This is a genomic window from Komagataeibacter nataicola, from assembly GCF_003207795.1.
In the GTDB taxonomy this organism is placed as follows: Bacteria; Pseudomonadota; Alphaproteobacteria; order Acetobacterales; family Acetobacteraceae; genus Komagataeibacter; species Komagataeibacter nataicola.
This window is the reverse complement of the sequence record NZ_NIRT01000017.1, coordinates 1-26042: the sequence shown is the minus strand read 5'-3', so window position 1 is coordinate 26042 and position 26042 is coordinate 1. Positions and strand designations below refer to the sequence as shown.

Genomic DNA, 26042 nt, shown 5'->3' with positions numbered 1-26042 from the left:
GTGTACGGTTCTGCGCGCGCCGCAAGGGGCGGGCGCGGTAGGGAAGGAACGGCTGATGTTCGATTTCGCATGGTCTGAATTTGCCCTGATCGGGGTGGTGGGCCTGCTGCTGATCGGGCCGAAGGACATGCCTGTCGCCATCCGCACCGTAACCGGGCTGATCAAGAAGGCCCGGGGGCTTGCCACCGAGTTCCAGTCGCATGTGGATGAAATGGTGCGCGAGGCTGACCTGACCGAGGCGCGTGACCAGCTTGGCAGGCTCAAGCGCATGAACGTGCGCGACAAGATCATGAGCGCGATCGATGGGGATGGCGCCCTGCGCCGCTCGCTTGATGATACGCATGAGGCGGCGCATTCCGCCATGGCGGCGCCGGTGGCAACGCCTGCGTCATCCCTGCCCGAGCAGGCCATTCCCTCGCGCCATTACATCCCCCCCCTTGTCGATGACAGCCCGGAGGAGGTGGACGCCCCCGATGCGCCCGATTTCCTGCCGCCGCGCACCGCCCGGCGCATTGCCGCCGAACTGCCGCGCCTCACACCGCCCGCCTTCCTGCCGCCGGTCCGGGTCATTCACCGTGGCCAGCGCGTTGGCGTGACCCCCGCAGGGCAGGAATAGGAACACGATGGACGCCCACGACGAAAACCCGAACCCGGACGCCATTGATGACCAGCCCATGCCGCTGCTCGAGCATCTTGTCGAACTGCGGCGCAGGCTGCTGTGGTCGATGGTGTCGTTCGTGGCGTGCTTTGCGGTCTGCTATTACTATTCCGAGCAGATCTACTTCTTCCTCGCCAGGCCGCTGGGCGACATCATGCGCCAGAAGGGCGAGCAGCCGCACCTGATCTATACCGCGCTGTACGAGGCCTTTTTCACCTACATGAAGGTCGCCTTCTTTGGCGCGGCCTGCCTGTCCTTCCCCATGGTGGCGGTGCAGGCGTGGATCTTCATCGCACCCGGCCTGTACAAGAGCGAGAAGCGGGCCTTTGCGCCTTTCCTTGTCGCGACCCCCATCATGTTCGCGCTGGGGGCGGCGCTGGCCTATTATTTCATCTTCCCCGCCGCGTGGAAGTTCTTCCTGTCGTTCCAGACGGCGGACGGGCAGGACGGGCTGCAGATCGAGCTTCAGGCCAAGGTATCGGAATACCTTTCGCTGGTGATGAAGCTGATCCTGGCGTTCGGCATGGCGTTCGAGCTGCCGGTGGTGCTGACGCTGATGGCCCGCGTGGGGCTGGTCACGTCAAAGGGACTGGCGAAGGTGCGGCGCTACGCCTATGTGGGCGCGTTCGTGGCCGCCGCCATCCTGACCCCGCCCGATGTGATTACCCAGACCGGCCTGGCCGTGCCGCTGATCGGGCTGTACGAAATTTCCATTTTCTGCGCCCGCCTTGTCGAGCCGCGCAGACCGCCTGAAGAAACCGAGGAGACCCCCTGATGCACGACCTGCGTGCCCTACGCGCCGACCCCGCAGGCTTTGACGCCGCCCTGAAACGGCGCGGGGCGCCCGCCGTGGCCGATGGCGTGCTGCTGCTGGACACGGAGCGCCGCGCCGCCGAGACCGAACTGCAGGAGCTTCAGGCCAGCCGCAAGAAGATATCCAAAGAGATCGGAGCCTTACGCAAATCCGGCGCGGATACCGCAGCCCTTGAAGAGCGCGTGGCCCACGGCAAGGCGCGGATGGAAGAACTCCAGACCCGGGTTGCCGAGCTTGACGGCCAGATCCGCGGCACGCTCGAGCGCCTGCCCAATCAGCTTGATGCTTCCGTGCCCGAGGGGGCGGATGAAAGTGCGAACGTGGAAGTGCACCGCAACGGCGTGGTGCGCGAATTCAGCTTTACCCCGCGCGAGCATTTCGAACTGGGCGAGGCGCTGGGCCTGATGGATTTCGAGACCGCATCGCGCCTGTCGGGTGCGCGGTTCGTGGTGCTGCGTGGCGCGCTGGCCCGCATGGAGCGCGCACTCGGCCAGTTCATGCTCGACCTGCACACCACCGATAACGGCTACGAGGAAACAGCCGTGCCGGTTCTGGTCAATAACGAGGCCATGTACGGCACCGACAAGCTGCCCAAATTCGCCGACCAGTCCTTCCGCACCGAAGATGGCCGCTGGCTCATCCCCACCGCCGAGGTGCCGCTGACGGCCAGCGTGTCGGGCCAGATCCTGCCTGCCAATGTGCTGCCGCGCAGGCTGGTGGCCCTTTCCTCATGCTTCCGCAGCGAGGCGGGGGCTGCGGGGCGCGATACGCGCGGCATGCTGCGCCAGCACCAGTTCCAGAAGGTGGAGATGGTCAGCATCACCACGCCCGAGGAGAGTGACGCCGAGCACGAGCGCATGACGCGCTGTGCCGAGATGGTGCTGGAGAAGCTGGGCATTCCCTATCGCCGCCTGCTGCTCTGCGCGGGTGATACCGGCTTTGGCGCGGCCAAGACCTTCGACCTTGAAGCATGGCTGCCCGGCCAGAAGGCATGGCGCGAGATTTCATCATGCTCCACCACGCGCGATTTCCAAGCCCGGCGCATGAATGCCCGCTACCGCGTGGCGGATGGCAAGCCCGCCTTCGTGCACACGCTTAACGGTTCCGGCCTTGCCGTGGGCCGCACGCTGATCGCGGTGATGGAAAACTACCAGAACGAGGATGGCAGCATCACCGTGCCGGAGGTGCTGCGGCCTTATATGGGTGGCATTGAAGTTATCCGTTAAAAACAGGATAGAAGTTTTTGGGTGCCGCCTTTTTTCAAAAAGGCGGCTTCTTTTCGAAGCTTTTTGAAAAAAGCTTCACCAAAAACTTCTGTTCTGCTTACCGCCGCTTGCGGTGGGGGCGTTTGCCCTTGGGCGGGCCACCATCGCGGTTGGCCCCCCTGCGGCCCGGCGGGTTGGCGCGGCTGTCGGGGCGGAAGGGTGAGGCGGAGGTGGCGCGGGCGCGCACGCTCTGCTGGCGCAGCACGTCCTCGATCCAGTCATTCAGCCGTGCCGTGGTTTCCTCCGCATCCTCGCGGTTGACGTAAGTCTCGGGGAAGCGGAGCGCCAGCCACCGCCACGCCACCAGCCGCTTGTGGCGCTTTTCGGCGCGTTCAAGCTCCGTGCGCTCGGCGCGTTCGGCAGGCGGCAGACGGCCCGTGCCCGGTGGCGGCACGCTGTTGCCCGCCGCATGGTCCGCCGCCCAGTGCACGAGGCGCTGGATGCCGTTGTCGCGGTCATCAACCGGGCACATGGCATAGACCCAGCGCTGGGCCAGTGTCAGGTCCGCAACACCTTCAAGGGCGGTGGCGATGGCAAAGGCCTGCTCCATGTTGGCCAGGCGGTAATTGGGATCATCACGCCGCAGCACCGCGCGGCGGATGCGCACCAGCACGCCGAACAGGCTGTCGGACCCGATCTCGGCGGCGACCGCCTGCACGATGTCGGCATCGGGCTGCACCTGCGGGCGCATGTCCTCGATCGGCTGGGGCGGGGCTTCCAGCATGGCGCGGATGAAGGACGGGCTGCCCACCCCCTCCAGCACGGCCACGATGCCCTGCTCATGCTTGCCAAAACGCCCGGCGCGGCCACCGATCTGCTTGACCTCCTGCGGGTTGAGGTCGCGGGTCTGGTTGCCGTCATATTTGCGCAGGGCCGCGAACACCACGCGGCGGATGGTCAGGTTCAGCCCCATGCCGATGGCGTCAGTCGCGATCAGGATGTCCGCATCGCCATTATTGAAGCGCTGCGCCTCGGCCCGGCGCACTTCGGGGCTGAGCGCGCCATACACGACCGCCACCCGCTTGCCGTGGGCGAGCAGCAGCGCGCGCAGGTCGAGCACCTCGCGGCGCGAAAACGCGATCAGCGCATCATGCTTTTGCAACTCGGGCAGGCTGACCGCGCGTTCGGCCGCGACCAGCGGGCTTTTGCGCTCGAGGCGGATTTCATCCACCGGGTCGCCGCACAGCTCGGCAATGCGCCGGACCATGGGAATGCAGTCCGGCGCGCCGAGAATGAACAGGTGCCGCGCGGGTGCCCCCATGATGGCGGCCGTCCACGCAGCGCCCCGGTCGGGGTCGGTGAGCATCTGGGCCTCGTCGATGATGGCGACATCGACCGGGTTGTTCAGCGGACACATCTCGACGGTGGCGGCAAGGTGGCGACTGCCGGGCACGTCGATGCGCTCCTCGCCGGTGGCGAGCGAGGTCGGCACGCCGCGCGCGGTCAGCGACTCGCGGAACTCATGGGCCAGCAGTCGCAGGGGGGCCAGCGCCAGCCCGCTCTCGGCCCGGGCCAGCGCATCAAGCGCGGTATGCGACTTGCCACTATTGGTTGGCCCGGTCACCAGCGTGATGCGGCGGTTGAGCGCGCGCGCGGTGCGGAAATGGGCTGCGTAGCGGTCGAGTGCCGCCACCTGCGCAATCACGGCATTGCCCACGCGCCTGTTGCCGAGGTCGGGTGCCAGCGGGGCGCGTCTGTCGCTTTCCGGCCCCTCGCGCCGCCACTGCGGCAGGTTCTGGCGCAGGGCCATGAGTTCGGAGGGGTCGAACTCCCAGCGTTCCTGCCCGTCCGCCTGCGGCACGCGGCGGGCGACGGGCAGGCGGTTCTCGGCAATCCAGCGCAGGGCCTCGCGCTGCGAGCAGCGTAGCAGGCCGGGCACGTCGCTGAAGGGCACGAGGCTCTTTTCCCACTCACGCAGGCGCTGCACTTCCTCGCGCCGGCGGGCGCGCGCCGTGTCTTCTATGCGGGCATCGCGGTCGCGGCGACTGCTTTCCGCCGCATCAAGGCTGGCGGCAAAGGCCGCGGGGTCGGGCAGGCCGAACGCATCGGCCACGGCCACGGCCAGGGTGTGCAGTTCACCGGGCGAGAGCATGCGCCCCGTGCCATCGAACAGGTCGGAGCGGATATTCTCCACCGCCATCTGCGGAGTCTCGCCCTGGGTGCGCAGTTTTTCATGCAGCACGGGCGTCAGGGCCGCGAGCAGGGTGGCGTCGTCCGGGGCGGGGGTATCGACCGTTTTGGCGGCCGTCTCGGTATCCGCACGGGTGACCCATACCTGGCCTGCCCGGCGGGTCAGGTCCATCAGGCGCGAGCCCCATGGCTTGCGGCGCACGGTGCACAGGGCGGCGCGGAAGGTTGCGTCATCCACCCGGTCAGCGCCGGGGGCAAGCTGGCGGGCGATCACGCGCTCTAGCTTGGGGCGCTCGCGGGTTTCAACATGCAGGCCGGTGGCGGCGATGGCTGCATCAAGCGCCAGCGCGGCAGGGGCTGCGGTAGACGCGTCGCGATCGGAAAATTCTGAACTCATGTTTCCTATGTGCGTCATCCATGCGGCGGGGACAATGGACTCCGGCTTGCATCGACATGGGAAATCATTGAATAGAAGCCCCGATCGTACGCGTCTGGCATGACAGGCGTGCCCTGAAACGCGCCTTATGCGGCAGGTTCAGCCGCCCTTGGTGCGTGATATGTTTGTTTTGTGCTGGAAATCCACGTTGTGGATGGCCTAAACATGCCCGCCTTAGTCATATCGTTGTGGGCGGCGCATGTTTGCAGGAAATCCTGTGTCTGCGTCATATCCAGCCGGGAGAGTGATAACCAGATGTCCGATACGTTGATTATGCCAACCAGCGAGACCATGCTCACCGGCCTCGCCCCGGTCGAGGGACAGCCCGGCGTGTTCCACCTTGCCGAACCCACCAAGGAATACGGCCACCTGAATGCCGAGACCGTGCTGTCCGTGCATCACTGGACCGACCGGCTGTTCACCTTCACCACCACGCGCGACCCTGCACTGCGTTTCGAGAACGGCCAGTTCACGATGATCGGCATCGAGGTCGAGGGCAAGCCGCTGCTGCGCGCCTACAGCATTGCCAGCGCGAATTACGAGGACCACCTCGAATTCCTGTCCATCGCCGTGCCCGATGGCCCGCTGACCTCGCGCCTGCGCCACGTCAAGGTGGGTGACAAGGTGCTGATCGGTCGCAAGCCCGTGGGCACGCTGCTGCTTGATAACCTGCGCCCGGGCCGCAACCTGTATTTTCTGTCCACCGGCACGGGGCTTGCGCCCTTCATGAGCCTGATCAAGGACCCGGAATGCTATGAGCGTTACGAGCACGTGATCCTGAGCCACACGGTGCGCATTTCGGGTGAGCTGGCCTATTCCAACCACATCCGTCACGAACTGCCCGAGCATGAGTTCCTTGGCGAGGACGTGAAGGGCAAGCTGCTGTACTACCCGGCCGTGACCCGTGAGGAATTTGCCGTAACCGACCGCATCACCAAGCTGATCGAGACGGGCAAGATCTTCACCGATCTCAACATCCCCGAACTCGACCCCGAGCATGACCGCGTGATGATCTGCGGTTCGCCCGAGATGCTGGCCGATACCGAGAAGATGCTCCAGGAGCGCGGCTTCGACGAGGGCAACAATTCCCACCCCGGCGCCTACGTGGTGGAAAAGGCGTTCGCCGAACGCTGATCCCGCCCACACCACTCCCCGGCCATTCCGCCATGGCCGGGGTTTTTTATTGGCCCCGCCACGCGCATGGCGGGTCATTGCCGGAATGCGGCGTGCTGTGTCCCGTCCGGCCGAGACAGGATGCACAACCGGCATGAGTTATGATTTTGATCTGTTCGTCATTGGCGCGGGCTCCGGTGGCGTGCGCTGCGCGCGTATTGCCGCCAGCCACGGGGCGCGGGTTGCCGTGGCTGAAAGCCGCCACTGGGGCGGCACCTGCGTCAATCTGGGCTGCGTGCCCAAGAAGCTGATGGTGCAGGCCAGCGACTATGGCGACTGGGTGGATGACAGCCACGGCTTTGGCTGGAACACGAAGCGCGGCCACAATGACTGGGCCGCCCTCATCGCCGCCAAGGACCGCGAGATCGCACGCCTCAACGGCATCTATGTCTCGATGCTGGAAAAGGCCGACGTGGCCCTGTTTACCGGCCATGCCACCATCGAGGACGCGCACACCCTGCGCATTGACCCCTCGCCACTCGCCCCGCATGAAGCCCCCCGCCGCGTGACTGCCGCGCGTATTGTCATTGCGGTCGGCTCCACGCCCACCCTGCCCAAACTGCCGGGCGTGGAATATGCCATCTCGTCCGATCAGGCTTTCCACCTTGAAGAGCGCCCCAGGCGCGTGTGCCTGGTGGGGGGTGGTTATATTGGCGTGGAGTTCGCCGGTATCTTCCGCGGGCTTGGCTCCACGGTGGACCTGGTCTACCGCCAAAACCTGCCGCTGCGTGGCTTCGATGCCGATCTGCGCCACGCCCTGCATGATGCGATCGACCTGCGCGGCATCCGCCAGCATGTCGCGACCTCGCCGACCGCCATTGAAAAACAGGCTGATGGCAGCTTCGTGGTCCATCTTGATAATGGCACCCGCATCGAGACCGACTGCGTGTTCTTCGCCACCGGCCGCCACCCCAAGGTGACCGGGCTGGGGCTGACGCAGCTTGGCGTGGCGATGGAGGAGAACGGGCGCATCATCGTTGATGACAAGAGCGAGACGACGGTGCCCGGCATTTATGCCATAGGCGACGTGACCAACCGCCTTAACCTGACCCCGGTGGCCATTGCCGAGGGCCATAATCTGGCCGACCGCCTGTTTGGCAAGGCATCCCCGCGCGAGTGGTGCTATGCCACCACGCCCAAGGCGGTGTTCTTTACCCCCACGCTCTCCAGCGTTGGCCTGACTGAGGCTGAGGCCGCGAAGGAAGGGGATGTGGATGTGTATGTCAGCCGCTTCCGCCCCATGCGCAACACGCTGAGCGGGCGCGCGCAGCGCACGTTGATGAAGCTGGTGGTCGATCAGGCCAGCCAGGTTGTGGTGGGGGCCCACATGCTGGGTGATGACGCGCCCGAGATCATGCAGGGTCTGGCCGTTGCCGTGACGGCAAGGCTGAAGAAGACCGACTGGGACCGCACAATCGGCATTCACCCCACGGCGGCGGAGGAATTCGTGACCATGCGTACCCGCACGCGGGTCACGCCGCGTTCCGAATAATAAAAGTTTATGGGGGGACGTCTTTTTTTTAGGCAGGGTCTTTTGAAGCTTTTTGAAAAAAAGCTTCACCCAAAACGTCTCTCCGGATTCAGGCCCTGCCCAATAAAAAACCGCTGCGGGTCAGACCCGGCAGCGGTTTTTTTTTATGTCTGATGCTGCATCGCGCTTCAGCGCGGAGCCACCCAGCCATTGCCGGTGGAATCGCCAAGCTGGCCATCACCGTTGATGCCGCTGCTCTGGTAGGCCGTGCCGAAGCGCGACAGGTCCGTGCCCGTGACCGAGTCACGATGCACGTGCTCCAGATGGTCGGGGTCGGGGCCGTGGTTGAGCTCCATCGACGGTGCTTCCTCATAGCCGGGCGGCAGATGGCCGCGCTGGCCGTGAACGGTCATCCGGTCCTGATCGGAACTGCTGCTGGTGTCGTCCTGGCTGGCCGGGGCGGCCATGGCCGTCACGCTCAACAGGCACAGCCCGGCCGAGAGGGCGGTTATGAGTTTCCCACGTGAGGTGGCCATGATCCGTAATCCTTTTACCTGAGGGGGCAGCATGCCAAGGCTTTTTTGCTAAGGGAAGCGGTGACGTGGCAGGCCAACCATACCTCTTTTACATATGGGCGGTCCCGTCGCGCAATACGACCCCCGCAGGGCCGCAGGAAGCCTGACTTGTGGCCGCCATGCAACATTCATGATGCCTGCCCGGCCGCCGATATCACAAAGCGCCGCGAACAGGCTTTGCCATATGCCGGTTTTTTCGACATAAAGGCGGCCCTTCCGCCTGGCAGGCGGAAAGGACTGTCTTGTATCAAGAGGAATTAGGATCCGACCCATGAGTGCGACGCACAGCCACAACAGTTCTTCCCGGCAGGCCTGGACGCCGGAGAGCTGGCGGTCGTTTCCCGCGCGGCAGATGCCGCGATACCCCGACGAGACAGCCCTGAGCGGCGTCGAGGCCCGCCTGCGCCGTTACCCCCCGCTGGTTTTCGCCGGTGAGGCCCGCCGCCTGCGCGCCCATCTGGCCAAGGCCGCCACGGGGCAGGCCTTCGTGCTGCAGGGCGGCGCGTGTGCCGAGAGCTTCAGCGAATTCACCGCCGATATCGTGCGCGACACCTTTCGCGTGCTGTTGCAGATGGCGGTGGTGCTGACCTTCGGCGCCAAGGTGCCGGTCATCAAGATCGGGCGCATGGCAGGCCAGTACGCCAAGCCGCGTTCATCGGATACCGAGACGAAGGACGGCGTGACCCTGCCGTCCTATCGCGGTGACATCATCAACGGCTCCGACTTCACCGAGGCCGCGCGTATTCCCGACCCGAAGCGCATGGAAACTGGCTACTTCCAGTCGGTTGGCACCATGAACCTGCTGCGCGCCTTCGCCAGCGGCGGTTATGCCAACCTCCATGAGGTGCATCGCTGGAACCTTGGTTTTGTCGAGCGCTCGCCGCTGGCGCAGCGTTATGGCGAGCTTGCTGGCCGCATTGGCGAGACGCTGGACTTCATGGCGGCGTGCGGGCTGAACGCCACCACCACGCCCCAGATCGACGAGACCGAGTTCTACACCTCGCACGAGGCCCTGCTCCTGCCTTACGAGCAGGCGCTGACCCGCATCGATTCGACATCGGGCGAATGGTATGACTGTTCGGCCCATTTCGTGTGGATCGGTGATCGCACCCGCCAGCCCGATGGCGCGCATGTCGAGTTCCTGCGTGGGGTGCGCAACCCCATCGGCATCAAGGTTGGTCCCTCCACCACCATCGAGGACCTCGAGCAGCTGCTCGACATCCTCAACCCCGCCGATGAGGCCGGGCGCATCTCGCTCATCTCGCGCATGGGGGCGGGCAAGGTGCGCGACCACCTGCCGCCGCTGCTCGAGAAAGTGATGGCCACGGGCCGCACGGTTACATGGCTGTGCGACCCCATGCACGGCAATACCAGCTCGACCTCGACAGGGGTCAAGACCCGCTCGTTCGATGCCATCCTGTCCGAGATCCACGGTTTCTTTGATGTGTTCGAGGCTGCGGGCGCCAGCCCCGGCGGCGTGCATTTTGAAATGACGGGCCAGAACGTGACCGAATGCATCGGTGGCGCCCACCGCCTGACGGAAGATGATCTGGGCGAACGCTATGAAACCTTTTGCGATCCGCGCCTGAATGCGGAACAGTCACTGGAGATGGCATTCCGTCTGGCCGAGGAACTGAAGACGCGGATGCACCGGATGGCTGGCGGGGCACGCTGACCCCGCCCCGTAACGCGGGAAGGGAGGGCAAATGACCCAGGGTGAACCGGCTGGCCGTGACAGGCTGGCCAGCGCGGCGGATGACATGATCGCAGCCCGCACGGATGCGTATTTCAACCGCACGCGCGCCATCGTGGAGCATTTTGGCGACAGGAAGGTCACTTACGCCATCTTCCTGCGCCGCCCCGTCATTTCCGCCCCCCGGCTCATGACCGAGTGGCTGCGCGCGGTCGGCAGCGCGCGCGGCATCACCATTGAAACCACGCTTCTTTACCCCGAGGGCACATGGGTGGGGGCGGGCGAGCCGCTGGCCTACATAACCGGCTCGTTTGCAGCCCTTGCCCCGCTCGAGACACTGGTGCTCCAGCGCCTCGGCCCGGCCTGTGTCGCCGCCCATAATGCCTACCAGATGGCCATGGCGCTGCCCCATGTGCGCTTTCTGGCCATGGAGGCCCGCCATTGCGCGGGCTTTGGCATGCAGGAGCAGATGGCCTATGCCGCCTCCGTTGGCAGCCATGCCGCCCAGAAGGAAGGGGCGCATGGCTTCATTGGCGGCGCGAATGACGCGACGGCGCATTATTTTGGCACCACGCATGGGCTGGGCACCATGCCGCACGCGCTGGTGGGCTATGCGGGTTCGACCCTGCGGGCAGCCGAGATGTTCCATGAGGTCTATCCCTCAATGGACCTGGTGGTGCTGGTTGACTATTTTGGCCGCGAGGTGACGGATGCGCTGGAAGTGTGCCGGCACTTCCCCGAACTTGCGGCGCAGGGGCGGCTGGCCGTGCGGCTCGACACGCATGGCGGCCGCTTTCTGGAAGGGCTGGACCCGCAATCCTCCTATGACGTGCTCGAGCGCCACACGCCGGGCACCATCCGGCGCTACCGCTCGGACAAGGAACTCAGCCACCTTGTGGGCACCGGGGTCTCGGCTGCGGCCATCTGGCGCATGCGCGAGGTGCTGGACGAGGCGGGCTTCCCGCATGTGCGCATCATCGCCTCATCAGGGTTCAGCGTGGAAAAATGCCTGAGCATGGCCGATGCCCATGCCCCGGTGGATGTAATCGGCACGGGTTCGTTCATCCCTGACCGCTGGTCCGAGACGTATGCTACGGCGGATATCGTGGCGTATGACAACGTGCCACGGGTCAAGGCGGGGCGCGAGTTCCTGCTGCGCCGCACGCCACACGACCCGGAATAACGAAAGGCTTCTAATCTTGTCAGAAAACATCTTTGCCCCCGAGGGCGGCTGGCGCGTACGCATCATCGACCTGTCAGGCGGTGCCGAGGATAATATTGTCGAGGAGGTGGGCGGCTTTCCCGACCTGATCCAGGCCAACGCCTTTGCACGCGCCTATGTGCGCGACAGCATCGAGCGCTGCCGCATGGCCGGTCTGTCGGCAGCCGACATCCTCAAGGCCTGGTTCGCGTTTGGCGAGGACGCGGAGGTGCTTGAAGCGGGCGAGCAGGGCTGGCGTTCGGCCAATGAACTTGATGATTTCGCAGCCCATGCAGCCACACCCATGGAACGCGACTGGCGCGCCTTCGATCCGCGCCGGGGCGATGATGAGGACGAGGCGTAAAAGCCTAGCAGGGCAGATAAAAGCTTCAGGGAACGCCGCCTTTTTGAAAAAAGGCGACCCCCAAAAACTTTTATCTGTTCCAGAAGGCAGGAGCCGCCGTGTTCTCTGGCGTTTGGGGCGTAATCGCCGCATATAAGGGGCATGAAACTCCGTTTTGCGCCTAGCCCGACCGGGCTGATTCATGTTGGCAATGCGCGTCAGGCCATTGCCAATGCCCTGTTCGCCCGCCGCCACAAGGCCCGCTTCCTGCTGCGGATTGACGATACCGATCGCACCCGCTCGAAGGAGGAATACGTTCAGGCCCTGTGCGATGACCTGCGCTGGCTGGGCATTGGCTGGGATGAATTCGTGCGCCAGTCCGACCGGCTGGAGCGCTACGCGCTGGCCATCGAGGCTCTCAAGGCCAGCGGGCGGCTTTATCCGTGTTTCGAGAGCGAGCAGGAGCTGGCTTCAAAGCGCGAGGCCCGCATCCGCATGCGCAAGCCGCCGGTCTATGACCGCGCCATGCTGCGCATGACCCCCGCGCAGCGCGCGCAGGCCGAGGCCAATGGCAAGGTGCCATACTGGCGCTTCAGACTATCCGATCATCGCACGGTGGAATGGAACGACCTTGTCATGGGGGCGTGCCGGGTCAAGCTGCCTGCCATTTCCGACCCCGTGCTGGTGCGGGCCGATGGCACGGTGCTGTACACGCTGGCCTCGGTGGTGGATGACATGGAACTGGGCATTACCCACATCATCCGTGGCGAGGACCACCTGACCAATACCGGCGTGCAGATCGACATTGCCGAGGCGCTGGGGGCGAAACGCAACCGCTTCACCTTCGCGCATCTGCCGCTCCTGCTTGATGAGGGCGGGGGCAAGCTGTCCAAGCGGTTCGACGGGCTTTCGATTCGCGCATTGCGGCAGGATGGGGTCGAGCCTTCGGCCATCGTCTCCTACCTTGCCCGCCTGGGCAGCGCGGATGATCCGGCACCGCTTTCGTTTGATGAACTGGCTGCAACCTATGACCTTGGCCGTGTCTCGCGTGCGGCGGCGCGGTTTGACATGCGGCAGTTGCTGGGGCTGAACCGCCGCATCATGCACGCCATGCCGTTTGAGGAAATCCGCGCCCGCCTGCCCGAGGGGGCGACCGAAGCCTTCTGGCTGGCCGTGCGGGGCAATGTGGATATGGCAGGCGAACTGCGTCACTGGTGGGATGTGGTGGCGGGCGAGATCGTGCCGCCAGTGATTGATGAGGCGGACCGCCCCTTCCTGCTGCATGCACTGGAGTCGCTGCCTGCGGAGCCGTGGGATGAAACCACATGGAAAACATGGACCACGACGGTGAAAGAGCGCACGGAGCGCAGCGGCCGCGCCCTGTTCCACCCCCTGCGCCTGGCGCTGACGGGCGAGGATAGCGGGCCTGAAATGCGCGACCTGCTGCCACTCATGGGCCGCGCCCGCGTGGCCGACCGGCTCCAGATCGCAGCACGCTGATACGAAAAAGGCCCGGTTATGCACCGGGCCTTTTTTGTGAAAGAAGTTTTTGGTGAAGCTTTTTTCAAAAAGCTTCAAAGAACGCCCCCTTTTTGAAAAAAGGCATCTCCGGAAAGTTTTGTTATTTCCTGTCCTGCCGCGCCTTGCGCCCGCGTGAAAGCTCGGTCACCACGCCATGCAGCGTGCGCAGTTCCTGCTCCGTCACTTCGCCGCGCAGGAAGAAGTGCCGCAGGTTGCGCACCATGCCTGCGCGCTTCTGTTCATTGCGCAGGAATCCGCATTCATCGAGATCGCCAATCAGGTGACGCATGAAGTTGTCGAGTTCGCCCCGGGTGGCCACATGCGTTTCGTTGGTCATGAGCGTGCGCGGCGGGGTATCGTCCTTCGCCATCCACCACTCATAGGCCATGATCATCACCGCCTGTGCCAGATTGAGCGACATGAAGGCGGGGTTGAGCGGGTAGCGGATCAGGGCATCGGCGCGGGCCATGTCCTCATTATCAAGGCCTGCGCGTTCGGGGCCGAACATCAGCCCCACCTTCAGGCCGCGATCGGTCATCTCGCGCAGTTCGGCAGCACCGCCGCGTGCTGTCAGCACGGGCTTGACGATATGGCGCGGGCGCGGGCAGGTGGCAAATACGTGGTGCAGGTCGGCCACCGCATCATCCACCGTGTCGAACACCTGTGCCGATTCAAGAATTCGGTCAGCGCCCGAGGCACTGCGCCATGCGCGTTCCAGCGGCCAGCCATCACGCGGGGCGACGAGGCGCATGTGAAACAGCCCGCCATTGGCCATGGCGCGGGCTGTGGTGCCAATGTTCTCGGCCATCTGGGGCCGGACCAGGATCACGACCGGGCTGTTGCCTATGGGGCCGATATCCGCCCCGCCATCACGGCCGGTCATGCCTGCCTCCATGTCGTGCCCTGCGGGCCATCTTCAAGCATGATGCCCTGTGCCGCGAGGGTGTTGCGGATTTCATCCGCGCGGGCGAAGTCACGCGCCTTGCGGGCGGCCAGCCGTTGTGCAATCAGGCGTTCGATTTCAGCCGGATCGACTTTCGCCCCACCACGGAACCATGTCTCGGGCGTGTCATGCAGCAGGCCGATCAGGTTGCCTGCGGCCTTGAGCTGGGCTGCGGCCATGCTGTCACCCGCCACGGCCCTGTCAGCCAGCGCATGCATCTCGGCCAGCGCACGGGGGGTGTTCAGGTCATCGCACAGCACGGCGATGACGCTTTCAGGCGGGGCTACGGCATCCTGTGCCGGATCAAGGGCTTCGAGCGCGCGATAGAAGCGGTCAAGCATCTGTTTGGCCTCGTCCAGCCCTTCGCGCGTAAAGTTCAGCACCGAGCGGTACTGCGCGCGCAGCAGCAGAAGGCGCAGGGCCTCGGCGGGCGTGTCACGCAGCACGTCGCGCACGGTCAGGAAGTTGCCGAGCGATTTCGACATCTTCTCCCCATTCACCAGCAGCATGGCGTTATGCACCCAGTGATTGGCGAAGTGCCCGTGCGGGTGGCAGCACATGCTCTGCGCGCGCTCGTTCTCGTGGTGCGGGAACAGGAGGTCGGACCCGCCACCATGAATGTCGAAGCTCTCGCCCAGATAGCGGTGCGACATGGCCGAACATTCGATATGCCAGCCCGGTCGCCCCCGGCCCCACGGGCTGTCCCAGCCCGGGGTCTGGTCGTCTGATGGTTTCCACAGCACGAAGTCGCCCGCATTGCGCTTGTAGGGGGCCACTTCCACGCGGGCGCCGGCAATCAGGTCATCGGGGCTGCGGCCCGACAGCGCGCCGTAGGAGGCATAGGTATCCACCGCGAAGAGCACATGGCCCTCGGCCTCATAGGCATGGCCGCTTTCGATCAGGCGGTGGATCATGTCCTGCATTTCGCCAATGTGGTGCGTGGCGCGGGGTTCGATATCGGGCGGCAGGATGCTGACGGCGGCGAGATCCTTGTGGAAATCGCTGATGGTGCGCGCGGTCAGGTCGGCAATGGGTTCATTATTGGCGCGGGCGCGGGCGTTGATCTTGTCATCCACGTCGGTGATGTTGCGCACATATGTCACGCATGGGTACAGGTGGCGCAGCAGGCGCACCAGCACATCGGCGGTCAGCATGGCGCGCAGGTTGCCGATATGCGCCAGGTCATAGACCGTGGGGCCGCAGTAATAGACCCGCACGTTATCGGGGGCGAGCGGCGTGAAGGGAACGGTGCTGCGTGTCCTGCTGTCGTGCAGGTGCAGGCGGGGCTGTGTGTCGGACATGATGTGCCTAGATGGGGTAGACAGGCAGGGATAGGCAAGACCCCATCGGGGCCACGCCCGAGCGGTCAGCCGATTTCCTGGCCGATCTGCTTGATGTCATGGAAGGTCAGCTCCGGGTTGCCTTCCGCCGTGCGCTTCATCATGAACGCCGATGAGGCGAGGAAGACCGGGTCGCCATCAATATCATCCGCCATGGCCGTGCGGTTGGCCATGCAGAAGGCTTCCAGCCGCTCACGCGGGCCGGTGACCCAGCGGGCGAGGTTGTAGGGCGTCGACTCGAAGCCGATGGCCACGCCGTATTCGCCCTTGAGGCGGGATTGCAGCACATCGAGCTGCAGCGTGCCGACCACACCCACGATGGGGGGCGCGCCATCCTGCGGGCGGAAAAGCTGGACCACGCCTTCCTCGGCCAGTTCGGTCAGGGCCTGGCGCAGTTTCTTGGCCTTCATCGCATCATCAAGCCGCACGCGGCGCAGGATTTCAGGCGCGAAATAGGGCACGCCAGTAAAGCGCAGGTCCTCGCCCTCGGTCAGCGTATCACCAATGCGTAGCGTGCCGTGGTTGGGAATGCCCACCACATCGCCTGCAAAGGCTTCCTCGGCAAGCTGCCGGTCACGGGCGAAGAAGAATTGCGGGGTGTGCAGCGCGAACTGCTTGCCAATGCGCACATGCTTGAGCCGCATGCCGCGCTGCAGCTTGCCAGAGCAGATGCGGGCAAAGGCCATGCGGTCGCGGTGGTTGGGGTCCATGTTGGCCTGGATCTTGAACACCAGCGCGGTCAGCGCGGGTTCATCGGCGCGCACGTTACGTGTTTCGGTGGCCTGGTCGCGCGGCGGCGGGCCGAAGGCGGCCAGCGCGTCGAGCAGGTCGGTCACGCCGATTTCCTTCATCGCACTCCCGAAGAAGACCGGGGTCAGGTGGCCTGCATTGAAGCTTTCAAGGTCGAATTCCGGGAGGGCGGCTTCAACGAGTTCAAGTTCCTCGCCAAGCTGCACCATGCGCGGATCAGACTGGTCGAGCTCCTCGGTCACGTGCAGTTCGCGTTTATGGATATCGTAGGTGCCGACAAACTTGGCGGCACGGCCCACCGGCCATGTGGCGGGCGAGACATCGAGTGCGAGAGAGGACGAGATTTCATCGAGCAGGGCAAACGGGTCCTGCGATTCGCGGTCCATCTTGTTGATGAAGGTGACGATGGGGATATCGCGCAGGCGGCAGATTTCGAACAGCTTGCGCGTGCGGGCCTCGATGCCCTTGGCGGCGTCGATCACCATCACGGCGGCGTCGACTGCCGTCAGCGTGCGGTAGGTATCTTCCGAGAAGTCTTCATGGCCTGGCGTGTCGAGCAGGTTGAAGATGCAGCCGCCATATTCAAACGTCATGACCGAGGTCACGACCGAAATGCCACGGTCGCGCTCGATTCCCATCCAGTCCGAGCGCGTGCGCCGCCGCTCGCCCTTGGCCCGTACGTTGCCCGCCATCTGGATCGCGCCGCCCGCGCGCAGGATGCGCTCGGTCAGCGTGGTCTTGCCCGCATCAGGGTGCGAGATGATGGCAAAGGTGCGCCGGCGGGTAATCTCGGCGGCAAGCGGGGTTTCGGCGGCGGTGGCGGTCACGGTCTTGTCCATTCCTGCGGCTGGCCTGGCGGAAAGGAGGCGGAAGCGGGCAGGGGCCAGAAACGCGGACGCCGGACGCAGGGAAAAATCCCCACGCCCGGCGTCACGCCTGCCCGGTTCCGGGACTTGATCAGCGAGAGTAGAATTCGATGACCAGGTTCGGTTCCATCTGCACCGGATAGGGCACATCCGACAGCTTGGGGCTGCGCAGGAAGGAGCCCTTCATCTGGCGGTGGTCCACTTCCATGTATTCCGGCACGTCACGCTCGCCGCTCTGGGCGGCATCGAGCACGATGGCGAGCTGCTTGGACTTCTCGCGCACTTCGATCACGTCGCCATCACGCACCAGGAAGGAGGGGATGTTGACCTTGCGGCCATTGACCGTGATGTGGCCGTGGCTGATGAACTGACGCGCCGCGAACGGGGTGATCGCGAACTTCAGGCGGTACACGACCGCATCCAGCCGGCGCTCGAGCAGGTCGATCAGGTTCTCGGAGGTATCACCCTTGCGGCGCACGGCCTCATCGTAATACTTGCGGAACTGCTTCTCGCCGATGTTGCCGTAGTAGCCCTTGAGCTTCTGCTTGGCCATCAGCTGCACGGAGAAGTCGGAGGGCTTCTGCTTGCGGCGCTGGCCGTGCTGGCCGGGGCCATACTCGCGCTTGTTGACCGGCGACTTGGCGCGGCCCCACAGGTTTACGCCAAGGCGGCGGTTGATTTTATACTTGCTCTCAAGGCGCTTGCTCATTGTGCGCTCTCTTCTCTTCAATCTGCATGGCCTGCGGCGTGAGCCACGGGCCATGGCGTTGCACCGGTAGGCCCTGTTCCCCATGAACAGGGCGGGCGCGATCCGTATTACTGGCGCCGGGGAGCAATCACCCATGGGCACCAGCCGTATCGTCCACGTTCCCGGCAGTCGGGCGCGTATAGAAGTACCGGGGGGGGCGTGTCAATCATTCCCACAAGCCTGTATCGCACCGGGGGCACGGCCTGTTATGAAACGGGCAGCATGCGGATGAACCACATCCATCAATAAACAGGAGGAACTTCAGTCAATGGATACGCCAATTACGCAGCGCTGGCCGCTGTTTGTGGGGCTGGGCGCGATCTCGTTCGGCCTGGGCATCATGGCATGGGTGGATGCGCTGGCGGTCTCGCTGGCCAGCACCATCCTGTTTGGCGTGCTTCTGTTCGTGGCGGGCACGGTGCAGCTCGTGCATGCCTTCGTGGTGCGCGACTGGAGCGGGCGGCTCATGTCGATCGCGGGTGGTGCGCTCTATATCCTGGCGGGCACGATGATGATGGAGGAGCCGAGCACCGGCTCCATGGTCATCACCATCTTCATTTCCGCCTGCCTGGTCATATCAGGCATCGCGCGCATCATCATGGCGTTCCAGCAGCGCGGGCTGCAGGGGTGGTGGTTCATCCTGCTTGGCGGGCTGATCAGCCTGCTGGTGGGTGTGTGCCTGTATGTGACCCTGCCGTGGTCGGGGCTGTGGCTGATCGGCACGTTCATTGCCGTTGAACTGATTGCCGCGGGCATTGGCTGGGTGCAGTTCGGCTTTGCGCTGCGGCAGGCGAATTACATCCCGCCCGCGAACTGAGTGGCCAGCGCGCGGTCAACCGGGTTGTTGGCCGTGACGCCCAGCAGGTGGCGCAGGTCGGTGGCGTTCATCTGCGCCTCAAAGGCCGGGCCGCCGGGCTGGAACAGCCTTGCTGTTGAAAGCGGGCCTACCATGACCGGGTCAAACCCCGCATCATGGATCAGCCAGCCCGCCGTGTACAGCGCCTGTATCACGTCGCCCGCCATGGGCAGCGCCAGGCGCGGCGGCGTGCGCCATGTCTGGGCGGCGAGCGTGGTCATGTCCTCGGAGTTGAAGGCGCGCACCACGGAGGCGGCAGGGAAGAGCGACTGCGTGGTCAGCCCCGCCCCGTTACGCAGCGCCAGCCGCCCGATCTTGCCATCGCGCCAGCCATAGGGGTTGGTCGCGTCGATCAGCGGCTTTGTGCCCACGATGGCGCCAATCGTGTGGCCAAGCTGGGGCAGGGCACCATAGGGTACGGCCAGCACCACGGCATCGCCAAACTTCGCGGCCTCCTGCGCCGTGCCCGCGCGGGCGAGGGGATAGAATTCCGAGGCCCGTTTTTCCGCTTCCTCGTGCTCGAGCGCGCTGAACATGACCTGATGGCCCGCCCGCGCCCACAAACGCCCCAGCGTGGTGCCGACATGCCCCGCTCCGATCATGCCGATGCGCAGCGGCCTGCCCGCATGGGCCATGCCGGGCAGGGCCACGGGCAGCAGGCTGGCGGCCAGTGCGGCGAGGCACTTCCGGCGGGTGGGTTTCAGGGCTGGCATGCGTCTCTCCTGTTCATGGGGCGTGTGGCAGTATGGCACGGGATGTCCTATCCTGTGCCCTCGTTATCGTGCCGGGCTGTCCTATATGGCATAGACCTGGTTAAAGCAGGAGTACAGCGTCAATGACCGATACCCCCGATCAGGATCCGGCCGTGGTGGCGCAGTCCGCTGTGCCCGTAGGGGTGGAACATCCGGTTGAGGCCCTGCATGAAGCCGTGCAGGAAGATGAAGCCGCCATGGCCGCGAGCACGACCCCCGATCCCGGCCCTGTGCCCGAGGCCCAGACGCAGGTTGTCGCCACCCCGCATGATGCCGTGGCCACCACGCAGGCGGCGGCCGATGCGGCGGCGGTTCCCCCGTTCATGCCCTACAAGGAACTGTTCCAGCTCATGGGGGCTGTCGTGTTCGTGATGATCGTGGTGATGGTGGGGTGGAGTGCGCTGCACGCCTCGGGCATCTGGCCGGAATAACGGCTGCCCCCTCAGGGGAGCGAAAGCCGTGCCGAGACCGGGCAGTGATCGGACAGACGGGCTGTGCCGTCCTGCGTCCGGTCACGATAGAGCATGACGCGCAGGCTGCCCGGTTCCAGCCAGTCGCGGGCCGCGCCGCCCATGATGAGATGATCGATGAAATAGGTTCCCGCCCCGCACGGGCTGGCGCGCCCTGCCGTGGCCAGCGTGAGGGGGCCGTTTTCGCCCAAAGTGTGCAGCATCGGGTCATCGGGGGCCAGCAGGCGGTTGAAATCGCCCAGCACGACGAAGGCCTCGCCTTCATCCTGCCGCTCCATGATCCAGTCCTGCACCACGGCCATCTGCCGCCGCAGGGTGCCACAGGCGGGCCTGCGGTCGGCGGGGCCTGAATCCCGGCATCCGGCCTTGAGGTGCACCACCAGCACGCGCAGGCTGTCAGCGCCGGTGCCGATGGTCAGGTCCAGCCCCGCGCGCAGGTGGCGCGGCGCATCGGCGGCATAGACATCCAGCGCCGTAACATCGGGGTGGCGCATGACAGGCAGGTCCGCCCGCACGGCGGCGGCTACCCGCTGCACCACGGAATCACCGGTTATGAAGATATGGTAGGCGGGTGCGGGAAACAGCCGGGCGGCAAGGGCCGGATCGTCCACTTCCTCCAGCGCCACGATATCGGGGGCAAGGCGTGTGGCATAATGTGCCAGTCGCGCCATGTCGGTGGGCGTGCGGGGCATGACATCGGGCGGCAGGGCGGGATCACCCTGCGCGCGCGTGGTCAGCCATTCCAGGTTCCATGTCGCAACCTTCAGGCTGCCTGCCGCCCATGCGGGGCAGGCAGCCCAGATCATGGCCAGCCCGGCCAGTGCGGCGGGCCGGGGCAGGAAATTACGCCGTGGCGCTGTCGGCCTGCTGGGCGCGCAGCTTGGCAATGGCTTCATCGACATGGATGAAGGTGCGCGAGGTTTCATCGAGCACCACCACTTCCCCGCTGGCAATATCATAGAACCATCCCTGCAACGTCAGGGTGCCGCGGGCAAGCCCCGCCGCCACGGCGGGGTGGGTGCGCAGGTGCGCGATCTGGAGCTGCACGTTCTGTTCGGACAGGCTGCGCACGGTGGCGGGGCCGACATCGGTGGCCTCGAGCACGGCGCGTGCGGCCTCGGCATTGCGCAGCCAGCTTGCCACGGTGGGCATCTTGTCGAGGTGGCTGGCCTGCGGGTCGAGCAGGGCCTTCATCGCGCCGCAGTTGGAGTGGCCGCAGACGATGATGTGCGACACCTTGAGCGCGCTGACCGCATATTCGATGGCAGAGGACACGCCGCCGAGCATCTCGCCATAGGCGGGCACGATATTGCCGATATTGCGCAGCACGAACAGGTCACCCGGCTGGGTCTGGGTAATCATGCTGGGGTTCACCCGGCTGTCGGCGCAGGCGATGAACAGCGTATCGGGGGACTGGCTCTCGGCAAGACTGGCGAAGAGGTCACGGTTCTGGGGAAAGACTTCGGTGTTGAAACGCTCCACCCCATGCAGCAGCTCGATGAGGGTTTCCCGGGCAGTATTGGTATGGGCCATTGTAATATCCTGTCACCTGAATGTCCGGACCGGTGTGAAGTCATGTCCTGTCGTGGCATCAAGGGGCAATGCACCGGTCAGAGGCATGTCCCGTTTCAGCTATATCATGGAAACATCTGGCAGTCCCATCTGTTTCGTTATGAAGTTATACGGAAATACTATGTTATCATACTATAGTTAATGAATATTAACTTTATGCATTGAAGTATTTCTGTCTTGCAGCATGTGCCGTACAGCACAACGGCGCACCGAGGTGCGCCGTTGCATGGGCGTATGGAAACTTCTTGTAGCCCGCTCAGGCCGTGGCCGCCTGTGCCAGGGCTGCGCGCACGGCCTCAAGTGCGGCATCGGCCTTGCTGATGTCGGGACCACCCGCCTGCGCCATGTCGCGCCGGCCGCCGCCGCCCTTGCCATCCATGGCAGCACTGGCCGCGCGCACCAGGGTTACGGCATCGACTTTCTCGGCCAGGTCCGGCGTGGCGGCGACGACGATGCTGCCCTTGCCATCGGCGGTCGAGACGAGGGCGATCACGCCCGAGCCGATTTCCTTGCGCAGCGAATCCGCCAGCGGCTTGAGTTCCTTGGGCGGCAGTTCACCCACGTTGCGGGCATCGAGCCTGATGCCGCCGATCTCGACGATGCTGGCCGCCGCCTGGCTGCCCGAGGCCAGCTTGCGCTGCAGGTCGGAAATCTGGCGCTCCATCACCTTGCGCTCTTCCAGCACCACGGCCAGGCGCTCCGGCGCCTCGGCGGCGGGCACGCGCAGCATGGCGGCGATCTGGTTCAGCCGTTCCTCGGTAGCGAGCGTCGCGTTCTGTGCGGCAAGGCCGGTCACGGCCTCGATGCGGCGCACGCCTGAGGACACGCCACTTTCGGACGTGATGCGGAACAGCCCGATATCGCCCGTGCGGCGCACATGCGTGCCACCGCACAGTTCGATCGACCAGCCGGCGCGGCCTTCTTCCGGCCCGCCCATCGAGACAACGCGGACCTCATCGCCATATTTCTCGCCAAACAGGGCCATGGCACCCTGCTCGATGGCTTCTTCGGGCGTCATGCTGCGGGTGGTGACATCCGAGTTCTCACGGATGCGGGCATTCACCTCAGCCTCGATCTCGGCCAGTTCCTCGGGCGTAATCGGGCGGGGCTGGCTGACGTCAAAGCGCAGGCGGTCGGGCGCGTTCAGGCTGCCCTTCTGGGTCACGTGTGCGCCAAGCCTGCGGCGCAGGGCCTCGTGCAACAGGTGGGTGGCCGAATGGTGGGCGCGGATGGCGCTGCGCCGCTCGTGGTCCACCTGCGCGGTCACGGCCATGCCGGGTTTGACCGTGCCTTCGATTACGGTGCCGTAATGCACCAGCAGGTCGCCCAGTTTCTTCTGGGTATCGGTGATGGCAATATGCAGGCCCGGCGCGGTGATGGTGCCGGTATCACCGACCTGGCCGCCGCTCTCGCCATAGAAAGGGGTCTGGTTGAGAAGCAGGGCTACCGTGGTGCCGGGGCCTGCGGATTCAACCTGCGCGTTATCCACCACCACGATCTGCACCTCGGCATCCGAGGTCTCGGTGGTGTAGCCCAGGAACTCGGTCGCGCCGAAGGTGTCGCGCGCCTCGAACCACACGGTCTCGGTCGCGCTGTCGCCCGAACCGCTCCATGCGGCACGCGCGCGCTTGCGCTGCACATCCATCGCCTCGTTGAAGCCCGCCACGTCCACGCCGTGGCTGGTGCCACGCAGGGCGTCCTGTGTCAGGTCGAGCGGGAAGCCGAAAGTGTCATACAGCTTGAAGGCGACATCGCCAGGCAGGGGCGCGCCATCGCCGAGGCGTTCGGTCTCGTCGGCCAGCAGCGACAGGCCACGGTCAAGCATCGCCTTGAAACGCAGTTCCTCGCCCTTCATCGTCTCCTCGATCAGGGCGCGGGCGTGGATCAGTTCGGGATAGGCCTCGCCCATCTGCCGGATCAGGGCCGGGACCAGCCTGTAGAAAGTCGGCTCAGTCGTGCCCATCAGGTGCAGGTGGCGCATGGCGCGGCGCATGATGCGGCGCAGCACGTAGCCCCGCCCGTCCTTGGAGGGCAGCACGCCATCGGCAATCAGGAACGAGGTCGAGCGCAGGTGGTCGGCCACCACGCGGTGGCTGGCGTTGAACGGGCCATCGGGGTCCTGCCCCGTCACCTCGGCCGAGGCCAGGATCAGCGCGCGGAAAGTGTCGGTATCATAATTGTCGCGCTTGCCCTGCAGGATGGCGGCAAAGCGCTCCAGCCCCAGCCCGGTATCGATGGACGGGCGCGGCAGCGGCGAGCGCGTGCCGGGCGGGTTCTCGAAATACTGCATGAACACGAGGTTCCAGATTTCGGTAAACCGGTCGCCGTCCTCATCGGGGGAGCCGGGCGGGCCACCGGCCACTTCGGGGCCGTGATCGTAGAAGATTTCCGAGCACGGGCCGCAGGGCCCGGTGTCACCCATGCGCCAGAAATTGTCGGAGGTGGGGATGCGGATGATCCGGTCATCGGACAGGCCGGCAATCCTGCGCCACAGGCTGGCTGCTTCCTCGTCATCGGCATAGACGGTGGTGAGCAGCTTTTCCTTTGGCAGGCCGAAGGTGCCGGTGACCAGGTTCCAGGCCAGTTCGATGGCTTCCGCCTTGAAATAGTCCCCGAACGAGAAATTCCCCATCATCTCGAAAAACGTATGATGGCGGGCGGTATAGCCCACATTGTCCAGGTCATTGTGTTTGCCGCCCGCGCGCACGACCTTCTGGGCCGTGGTGGCGCGGGAGTAGGGGCGTGTTTCCTGCCCGGTGAACACGTTCTTGAACTGCACCATACCCGCATTGGTAAAGAGCAGCGTCGGATCGTTATGCGGCACCAGTGACGAGGACGGCACGATCTGATGCCCGTTCCCGGCAAAATAGTCGAGGAAGGTGGCACGAATGTCGTTTGTTGTGGGCATGGCGGGAAACAGACGATCCTGTATTGAAAGATATAGATGTAAAACCGGATTCATTCACCTAGCGCACGTAGCACCAGACCGGAAGTGCCAACATGCGCGTAAACCCCAGATGGCGAATGCGTGACATGCACGCCCCCTGCATGAAAGGACGGAACATGGACGATGAATGGCAGGCCGAACGCGACTGGCCCCTGCTGACCACGGGGCTTGCGGGCCGCCTGCGGCGTGACTGCATGGCGCAGTGGCTGGATTTTGTGCGCCATCCCTTCGTGCGCGGCGTGGCGGATGGCACATTGCCGCCCGAGGCGTTCCGCAATTTCCTGATTCAGGACTACCTGTACCTCATCCAGTATGCCCGCGCCTGCGCGCTGGCGGTGTACAAGGCTGATACGGTTGCTGACATGCGCCATGCCGCAGGCCTGATGGCGGGCATACTCGATACGGAACTGGCCATGCATGTGGGCTACTGCCGGCAGTGGGGCATAGATGAGGCTGCACTGGAATGCGCGGAAGAATCGCTCGAATTACTTGCCTATAGCCGCTTTATACTTGACCGCGCCCAGAGCGGTGACCTGCTTGACCTGATGGTGACCATGGCTCCATGCCTGATCGGCTATGCGGAGGTTGGCGCGCGGCTGCATGCAAGCCCGCTGACACGGCGCGAGGGCAATCCGTACTGGTCGTGGATCGCCCTTTACGGGGGGGATGAGTATACGCAACTCGTAGAGGACGGCATTCGCCAGCTTGATGTGCTGGCCACCCCTTATGGGGCGCAGGCGCGTTATCCAGCCCTGTTGCGGGCGTTTGCCACGGCGGTGCGGCTTGAGACCGCATTCTGGGGCACGGGGCGTTCGGGCTGAAAGGGCAGTATTTCGGCTGTTTGTCGGGGTGTGGCGGGTGTCTTGGAATGAAACACCATTTTGCAGCTGATATGAAAGTTCGCCATCATGCCCGTCACTGAACCCGCTGCCAGCGCCAGAAACGGATAGGCCCTGAATACGGGCGATACGTGGAACAGTATGAACACACAGCTACGGTTCAGTAGAAAGCCCGGCGCATTGCCCGCAAGGAAGCGCAGCCACTGGATGAAAAAATGATGCTGATTCCCCGCCTTGCGAAAGGTCCAGAACCGGTTGATCAGCCAGTTGATCGAGGCGGCAATAAAATAGGCGGCAATGGTTGCCGCCGTCAGCCCTACGAAGGGACGCAGGCTATAAAGCGTTGCCGTGTCCCACCCTAGCCCCAATACGCCGACAATTCCGAATTTGATGAATTGTTGCAGCTTGTCGGAGCGGATGTTGAACACAGGGCGATCCTTCATTTCCGAGAACGCAGGTGGGCGGAATAAACTGCTGTCAAAGCATGGCCTGGCCCGAACTGGCTGTCTGATAGAATAATTGACGGGCCAGTAAAAGAGAAAAGGGAGCAGATAATGCTCCCTTTCCTTTAATATCATCAGATCAGTGCAGGATGATCTCGACGCGACGGTTCTGGGGCTCACGGGTGTCGGGACCGGTGGGCACCAGCGGGTGGGCTTCGCCGTAGCCATGGATGTCG

General features: G+C 64.5%; 23 protein-coding genes. 12 read left to right on the top strand and 11 right to left on the bottom strand.

What is annotated here, in order from left to right; translation table 11 throughout:
- Nucleotides 1-55: 55 nt before the first annotated feature.
- From tatB to serS, 3 genes are read left to right on the top strand one after another with little or no spacing between them, the layout of a single operon-like run.
- Nucleotides 56-616, top strand: coding sequence for a Sec-independent protein translocase protein TatB (tatB, locus tag CDI09_RS10505; RefSeq protein ID WP_078526532.1), 561 nt, complete (start codon nucleotides 56-58; stop codon nucleotides 614-616).
- A 7-nt stretch (nucleotides 617-623) separates the two neighbouring features.
- A complete protein-coding gene (gene tatC / locus CDI09_RS10500) occupies nucleotides 624-1433 on the top strand; it encodes a twin-arginine translocase subunit TatC (RefSeq protein ID WP_078526533.1) in 810 nt (269 codons plus the stop codon).
- Complete coding sequence (gene serS, locus CDI09_RS10495) at nucleotides 1433-2698, top strand: serine--tRNA ligase (RefSeq protein ID WP_078526535.1); 1266 nt, start codon at nucleotides 1433-1435, stop codon at nucleotides 2696-2698. The genes tatC and serS overlap by 1 nt, the downstream gene beginning before the upstream one ends.
- Nucleotides 2699-2795: 97 nt before the next feature.
- On the opposite strand, the gene CDI09_RS10490 is transcribed toward serS, so the two are convergent.
- Nucleotides 2796-5264 carry a helicase-related protein gene (locus tag CDI09_RS10490; protein WP_078526537.1) on the bottom strand — a complete coding sequence of 823 codons (2469 nt, stop codon included), beginning with the start codon at nucleotides 5262-5264 and terminating at the stop codon, nucleotides 2796-2798.
- Between the two features lie 294 nt (nucleotides 5265-5558).
- Here CDI09_RS10490 and CDI09_RS10485 point away from each other — a divergent pair, with 294 nt between their 5' ends.
- Together CDI09_RS10485 and gorA are read left to right on the top strand one after the other, a co-directional pair.
- Nucleotides 5559-6437, top strand: a complete 879-nt coding sequence (locus CDI09_RS10485) for a ferredoxin--NADP reductase (protein WP_078526539.1) — start codon at nucleotides 5559-5561, stop codon at nucleotides 6435-6437.
- Between the two features lie 133 nt (nucleotides 6438-6570).
- Complete coding sequence (gorA, locus tag CDI09_RS10480; RefSeq protein WP_078526541.1) at nucleotides 6571-7968, top strand: glutathione-disulfide reductase; 1398 nt, start codon at nucleotides 6571-6573, stop codon at nucleotides 7966-7968.
- A gap of 167 nt (nucleotides 7969-8135) precedes the next feature.
- Here gorA and CDI09_RS10475 read toward each other — a convergent pair whose 3' ends face one another.
- Entirely contained in the window at nucleotides 8136-8483 is a 348-nt protein-coding gene (locus tag CDI09_RS10475; protein ID WP_110571318.1) for a hypothetical protein, read from the bottom strand.
- 310 nt (nucleotides 8484-8793) lie between these two features.
- Here CDI09_RS10475 and CDI09_RS10470 point away from each other — a divergent pair, with 310 nt between their 5' ends.
- The 4 genes from CDI09_RS10470 (at nucleotide 8794) to gltX (ending at nucleotide 13259) form a co-directional block, all read left to right on the top strand.
- Nucleotides 8794-10197, top strand: coding sequence for a class II 3-deoxy-7-phosphoheptulonate synthase (locus tag CDI09_RS10470; RefSeq protein WP_078526544.1), 1404 nt, complete (start codon nucleotides 8794-8796; stop codon nucleotides 10195-10197).
- A 31-nt stretch (nucleotides 10198-10228) separates the two neighbouring features.
- Nucleotides 10229-11398: a beta/alpha barrel domain-containing protein gene (locus CDI09_RS10465; RefSeq protein ID WP_078526546.1), complete on the top strand. Its 1170-nt coding sequence runs from the start codon at nucleotides 10229-10231 to the stop codon at nucleotides 11396-11398.
- A 16-nt stretch (nucleotides 11399-11414) separates the two neighbouring features.
- Complete coding sequence (locus tag CDI09_RS10460; protein ID WP_078526548.1) at nucleotides 11415-11780, top strand: hypothetical protein; 366 nt, start codon at nucleotides 11415-11417, stop codon at nucleotides 11778-11780.
- 141 nt (nucleotides 11781-11921) lie between these two features.
- Nucleotides 11922-13259 carry a glutamate--tRNA ligase gene (gene gltX, locus CDI09_RS10455; RefSeq protein WP_078526550.1) on the top strand — a complete coding sequence of 446 codons (1338 nt, stop codon included), beginning with the start codon at nucleotides 11922-11924 and terminating at the stop codon, nucleotides 13257-13259.
- Nucleotides 13260-13380: 121 nt separating this feature from the next.
- Here gltX and CDI09_RS10450 read toward each other — a convergent pair whose 3' ends face one another.
- The 4 genes from CDI09_RS10450 to rpsD all read right to left on the bottom strand — a co-directional run bounded on the left by CDI09_RS10450 (nucleotide 13381) and on the right by rpsD (nucleotide 17888).
- Complete coding sequence (locus tag CDI09_RS10450; protein WP_205836718.1) at nucleotides 13381-14163, bottom strand: RNA methyltransferase; 783 nt, start codon at nucleotides 14161-14163, stop codon at nucleotides 13381-13383.
- Nucleotides 14160-15524 (bottom strand): cysteine--tRNA ligase, encoded by a 1365-nt coding sequence (cysS, locus tag CDI09_RS10445; RefSeq protein ID WP_078526553.1) that lies wholly within the window; start codon nucleotides 15522-15524, stop codon nucleotides 14160-14162. The genes CDI09_RS10450 and cysS overlap by 4 nt, the downstream gene beginning before the upstream one ends.
- Nucleotides 15525-15589: 65 nt before the next feature.
- Nucleotides 15590-17152, bottom strand: coding sequence for a peptide chain release factor 3 (locus CDI09_RS10440; RefSeq protein ID WP_078526555.1), 1563 nt, complete (start codon nucleotides 17150-17152; stop codon nucleotides 15590-15592).
- A 118-nt stretch (nucleotides 17153-17270) separates the two neighbouring features.
- Nucleotides 17271-17888: a 30S ribosomal protein S4 gene (rpsD, locus tag CDI09_RS10435; protein WP_025437534.1), complete on the bottom strand. Its 618-nt coding sequence runs from the start codon at nucleotides 17886-17888 to the stop codon at nucleotides 17271-17273.
- 307 nt (nucleotides 17889-18195) lie between these two features.
- Between rpsD and CDI09_RS10430 the strand changes: the two genes are divergently transcribed.
- A complete protein-coding gene (locus CDI09_RS10430) occupies nucleotides 18196-18744 on the top strand; it encodes an HdeD family acid-resistance protein (RefSeq protein WP_078526557.1) in 549 nt (182 codons plus the stop codon).
- Here CDI09_RS10430 and CDI09_RS10425 read toward each other — a convergent pair.
- Nucleotides 18723-19496: an NADPH-dependent F420 reductase gene (locus tag CDI09_RS10425; RefSeq protein WP_078526559.1), complete on the bottom strand. Its 774-nt coding sequence runs from the start codon at nucleotides 19494-19496 to the stop codon at nucleotides 18723-18725. The genes CDI09_RS10430 and CDI09_RS10425 overlap by 22 nt on opposite strands.
- A 122-nt stretch (nucleotides 19497-19618) precedes the next feature.
- Between CDI09_RS10425 and CDI09_RS10420 the strand changes: the two genes are divergently transcribed.
- The gene (locus tag CDI09_RS10420; RefSeq protein ID WP_078526561.1) at nucleotides 19619-19966 is read left to right on the top strand and encodes a hypothetical protein; all 348 of its coding nucleotides are present in this window, start codon (nucleotides 19619-19621) and stop codon (nucleotides 19964-19966) included.
- Nucleotides 19967-19977: 11 nt separating this feature from the next.
- On the opposite strand, the gene CDI09_RS10415 is transcribed toward CDI09_RS10420, so the two are convergent.
- The 3 genes from CDI09_RS10415 to alaS form a co-directional block, all read right to left on the bottom strand.
- Nucleotides 19978-20811, bottom strand: a complete 834-nt coding sequence (locus tag CDI09_RS10415) for an endonuclease/exonuclease/phosphatase family protein (RefSeq protein ID WP_078526563.1) — start codon at nucleotides 20809-20811, stop codon at nucleotides 19978-19980.
- Between the two features lie 37 nt (nucleotides 20812-20848).
- Nucleotides 20849-21538, bottom strand: a complete 690-nt coding sequence (locus tag CDI09_RS10410) for a carbonic anhydrase (protein ID WP_078526565.1) — start codon at nucleotides 21536-21538, stop codon at nucleotides 20849-20851.
- A 295-nt stretch (nucleotides 21539-21833) separates the two neighbouring features.
- Nucleotides 21834-24485 carry an alanine--tRNA ligase gene (alaS, locus tag CDI09_RS10405; RefSeq protein WP_078526567.1) on the bottom strand — a complete coding sequence of 884 codons (2652 nt, stop codon included), beginning with the start codon at nucleotides 24483-24485 and terminating at the stop codon, nucleotides 21834-21836.
- 155 nt (nucleotides 24486-24640) lie between these two features.
- Between alaS and tenA the strand changes: the two genes are divergently transcribed.
- Nucleotides 24641-25345 (top strand): thiaminase II, encoded by a 705-nt coding sequence (gene tenA, locus CDI09_RS10400; RefSeq protein ID WP_078526569.1) that lies wholly within the window; start codon nucleotides 24641-24643, stop codon nucleotides 25343-25345.
- On the opposite strand, the gene CDI09_RS10395 is transcribed toward tenA, so the two are convergent.
- Complete coding sequence (locus tag CDI09_RS10395; protein WP_322788384.1) at nucleotides 25267-25941, bottom strand: GtrA family protein; 675 nt, start codon at nucleotides 25939-25941, stop codon at nucleotides 25267-25269. The two genes, tenA and CDI09_RS10395, sit on opposite strands and share 79 nt — an antisense overlap.
- Nucleotides 25942-26042: the final 101 nt, after the last annotated feature.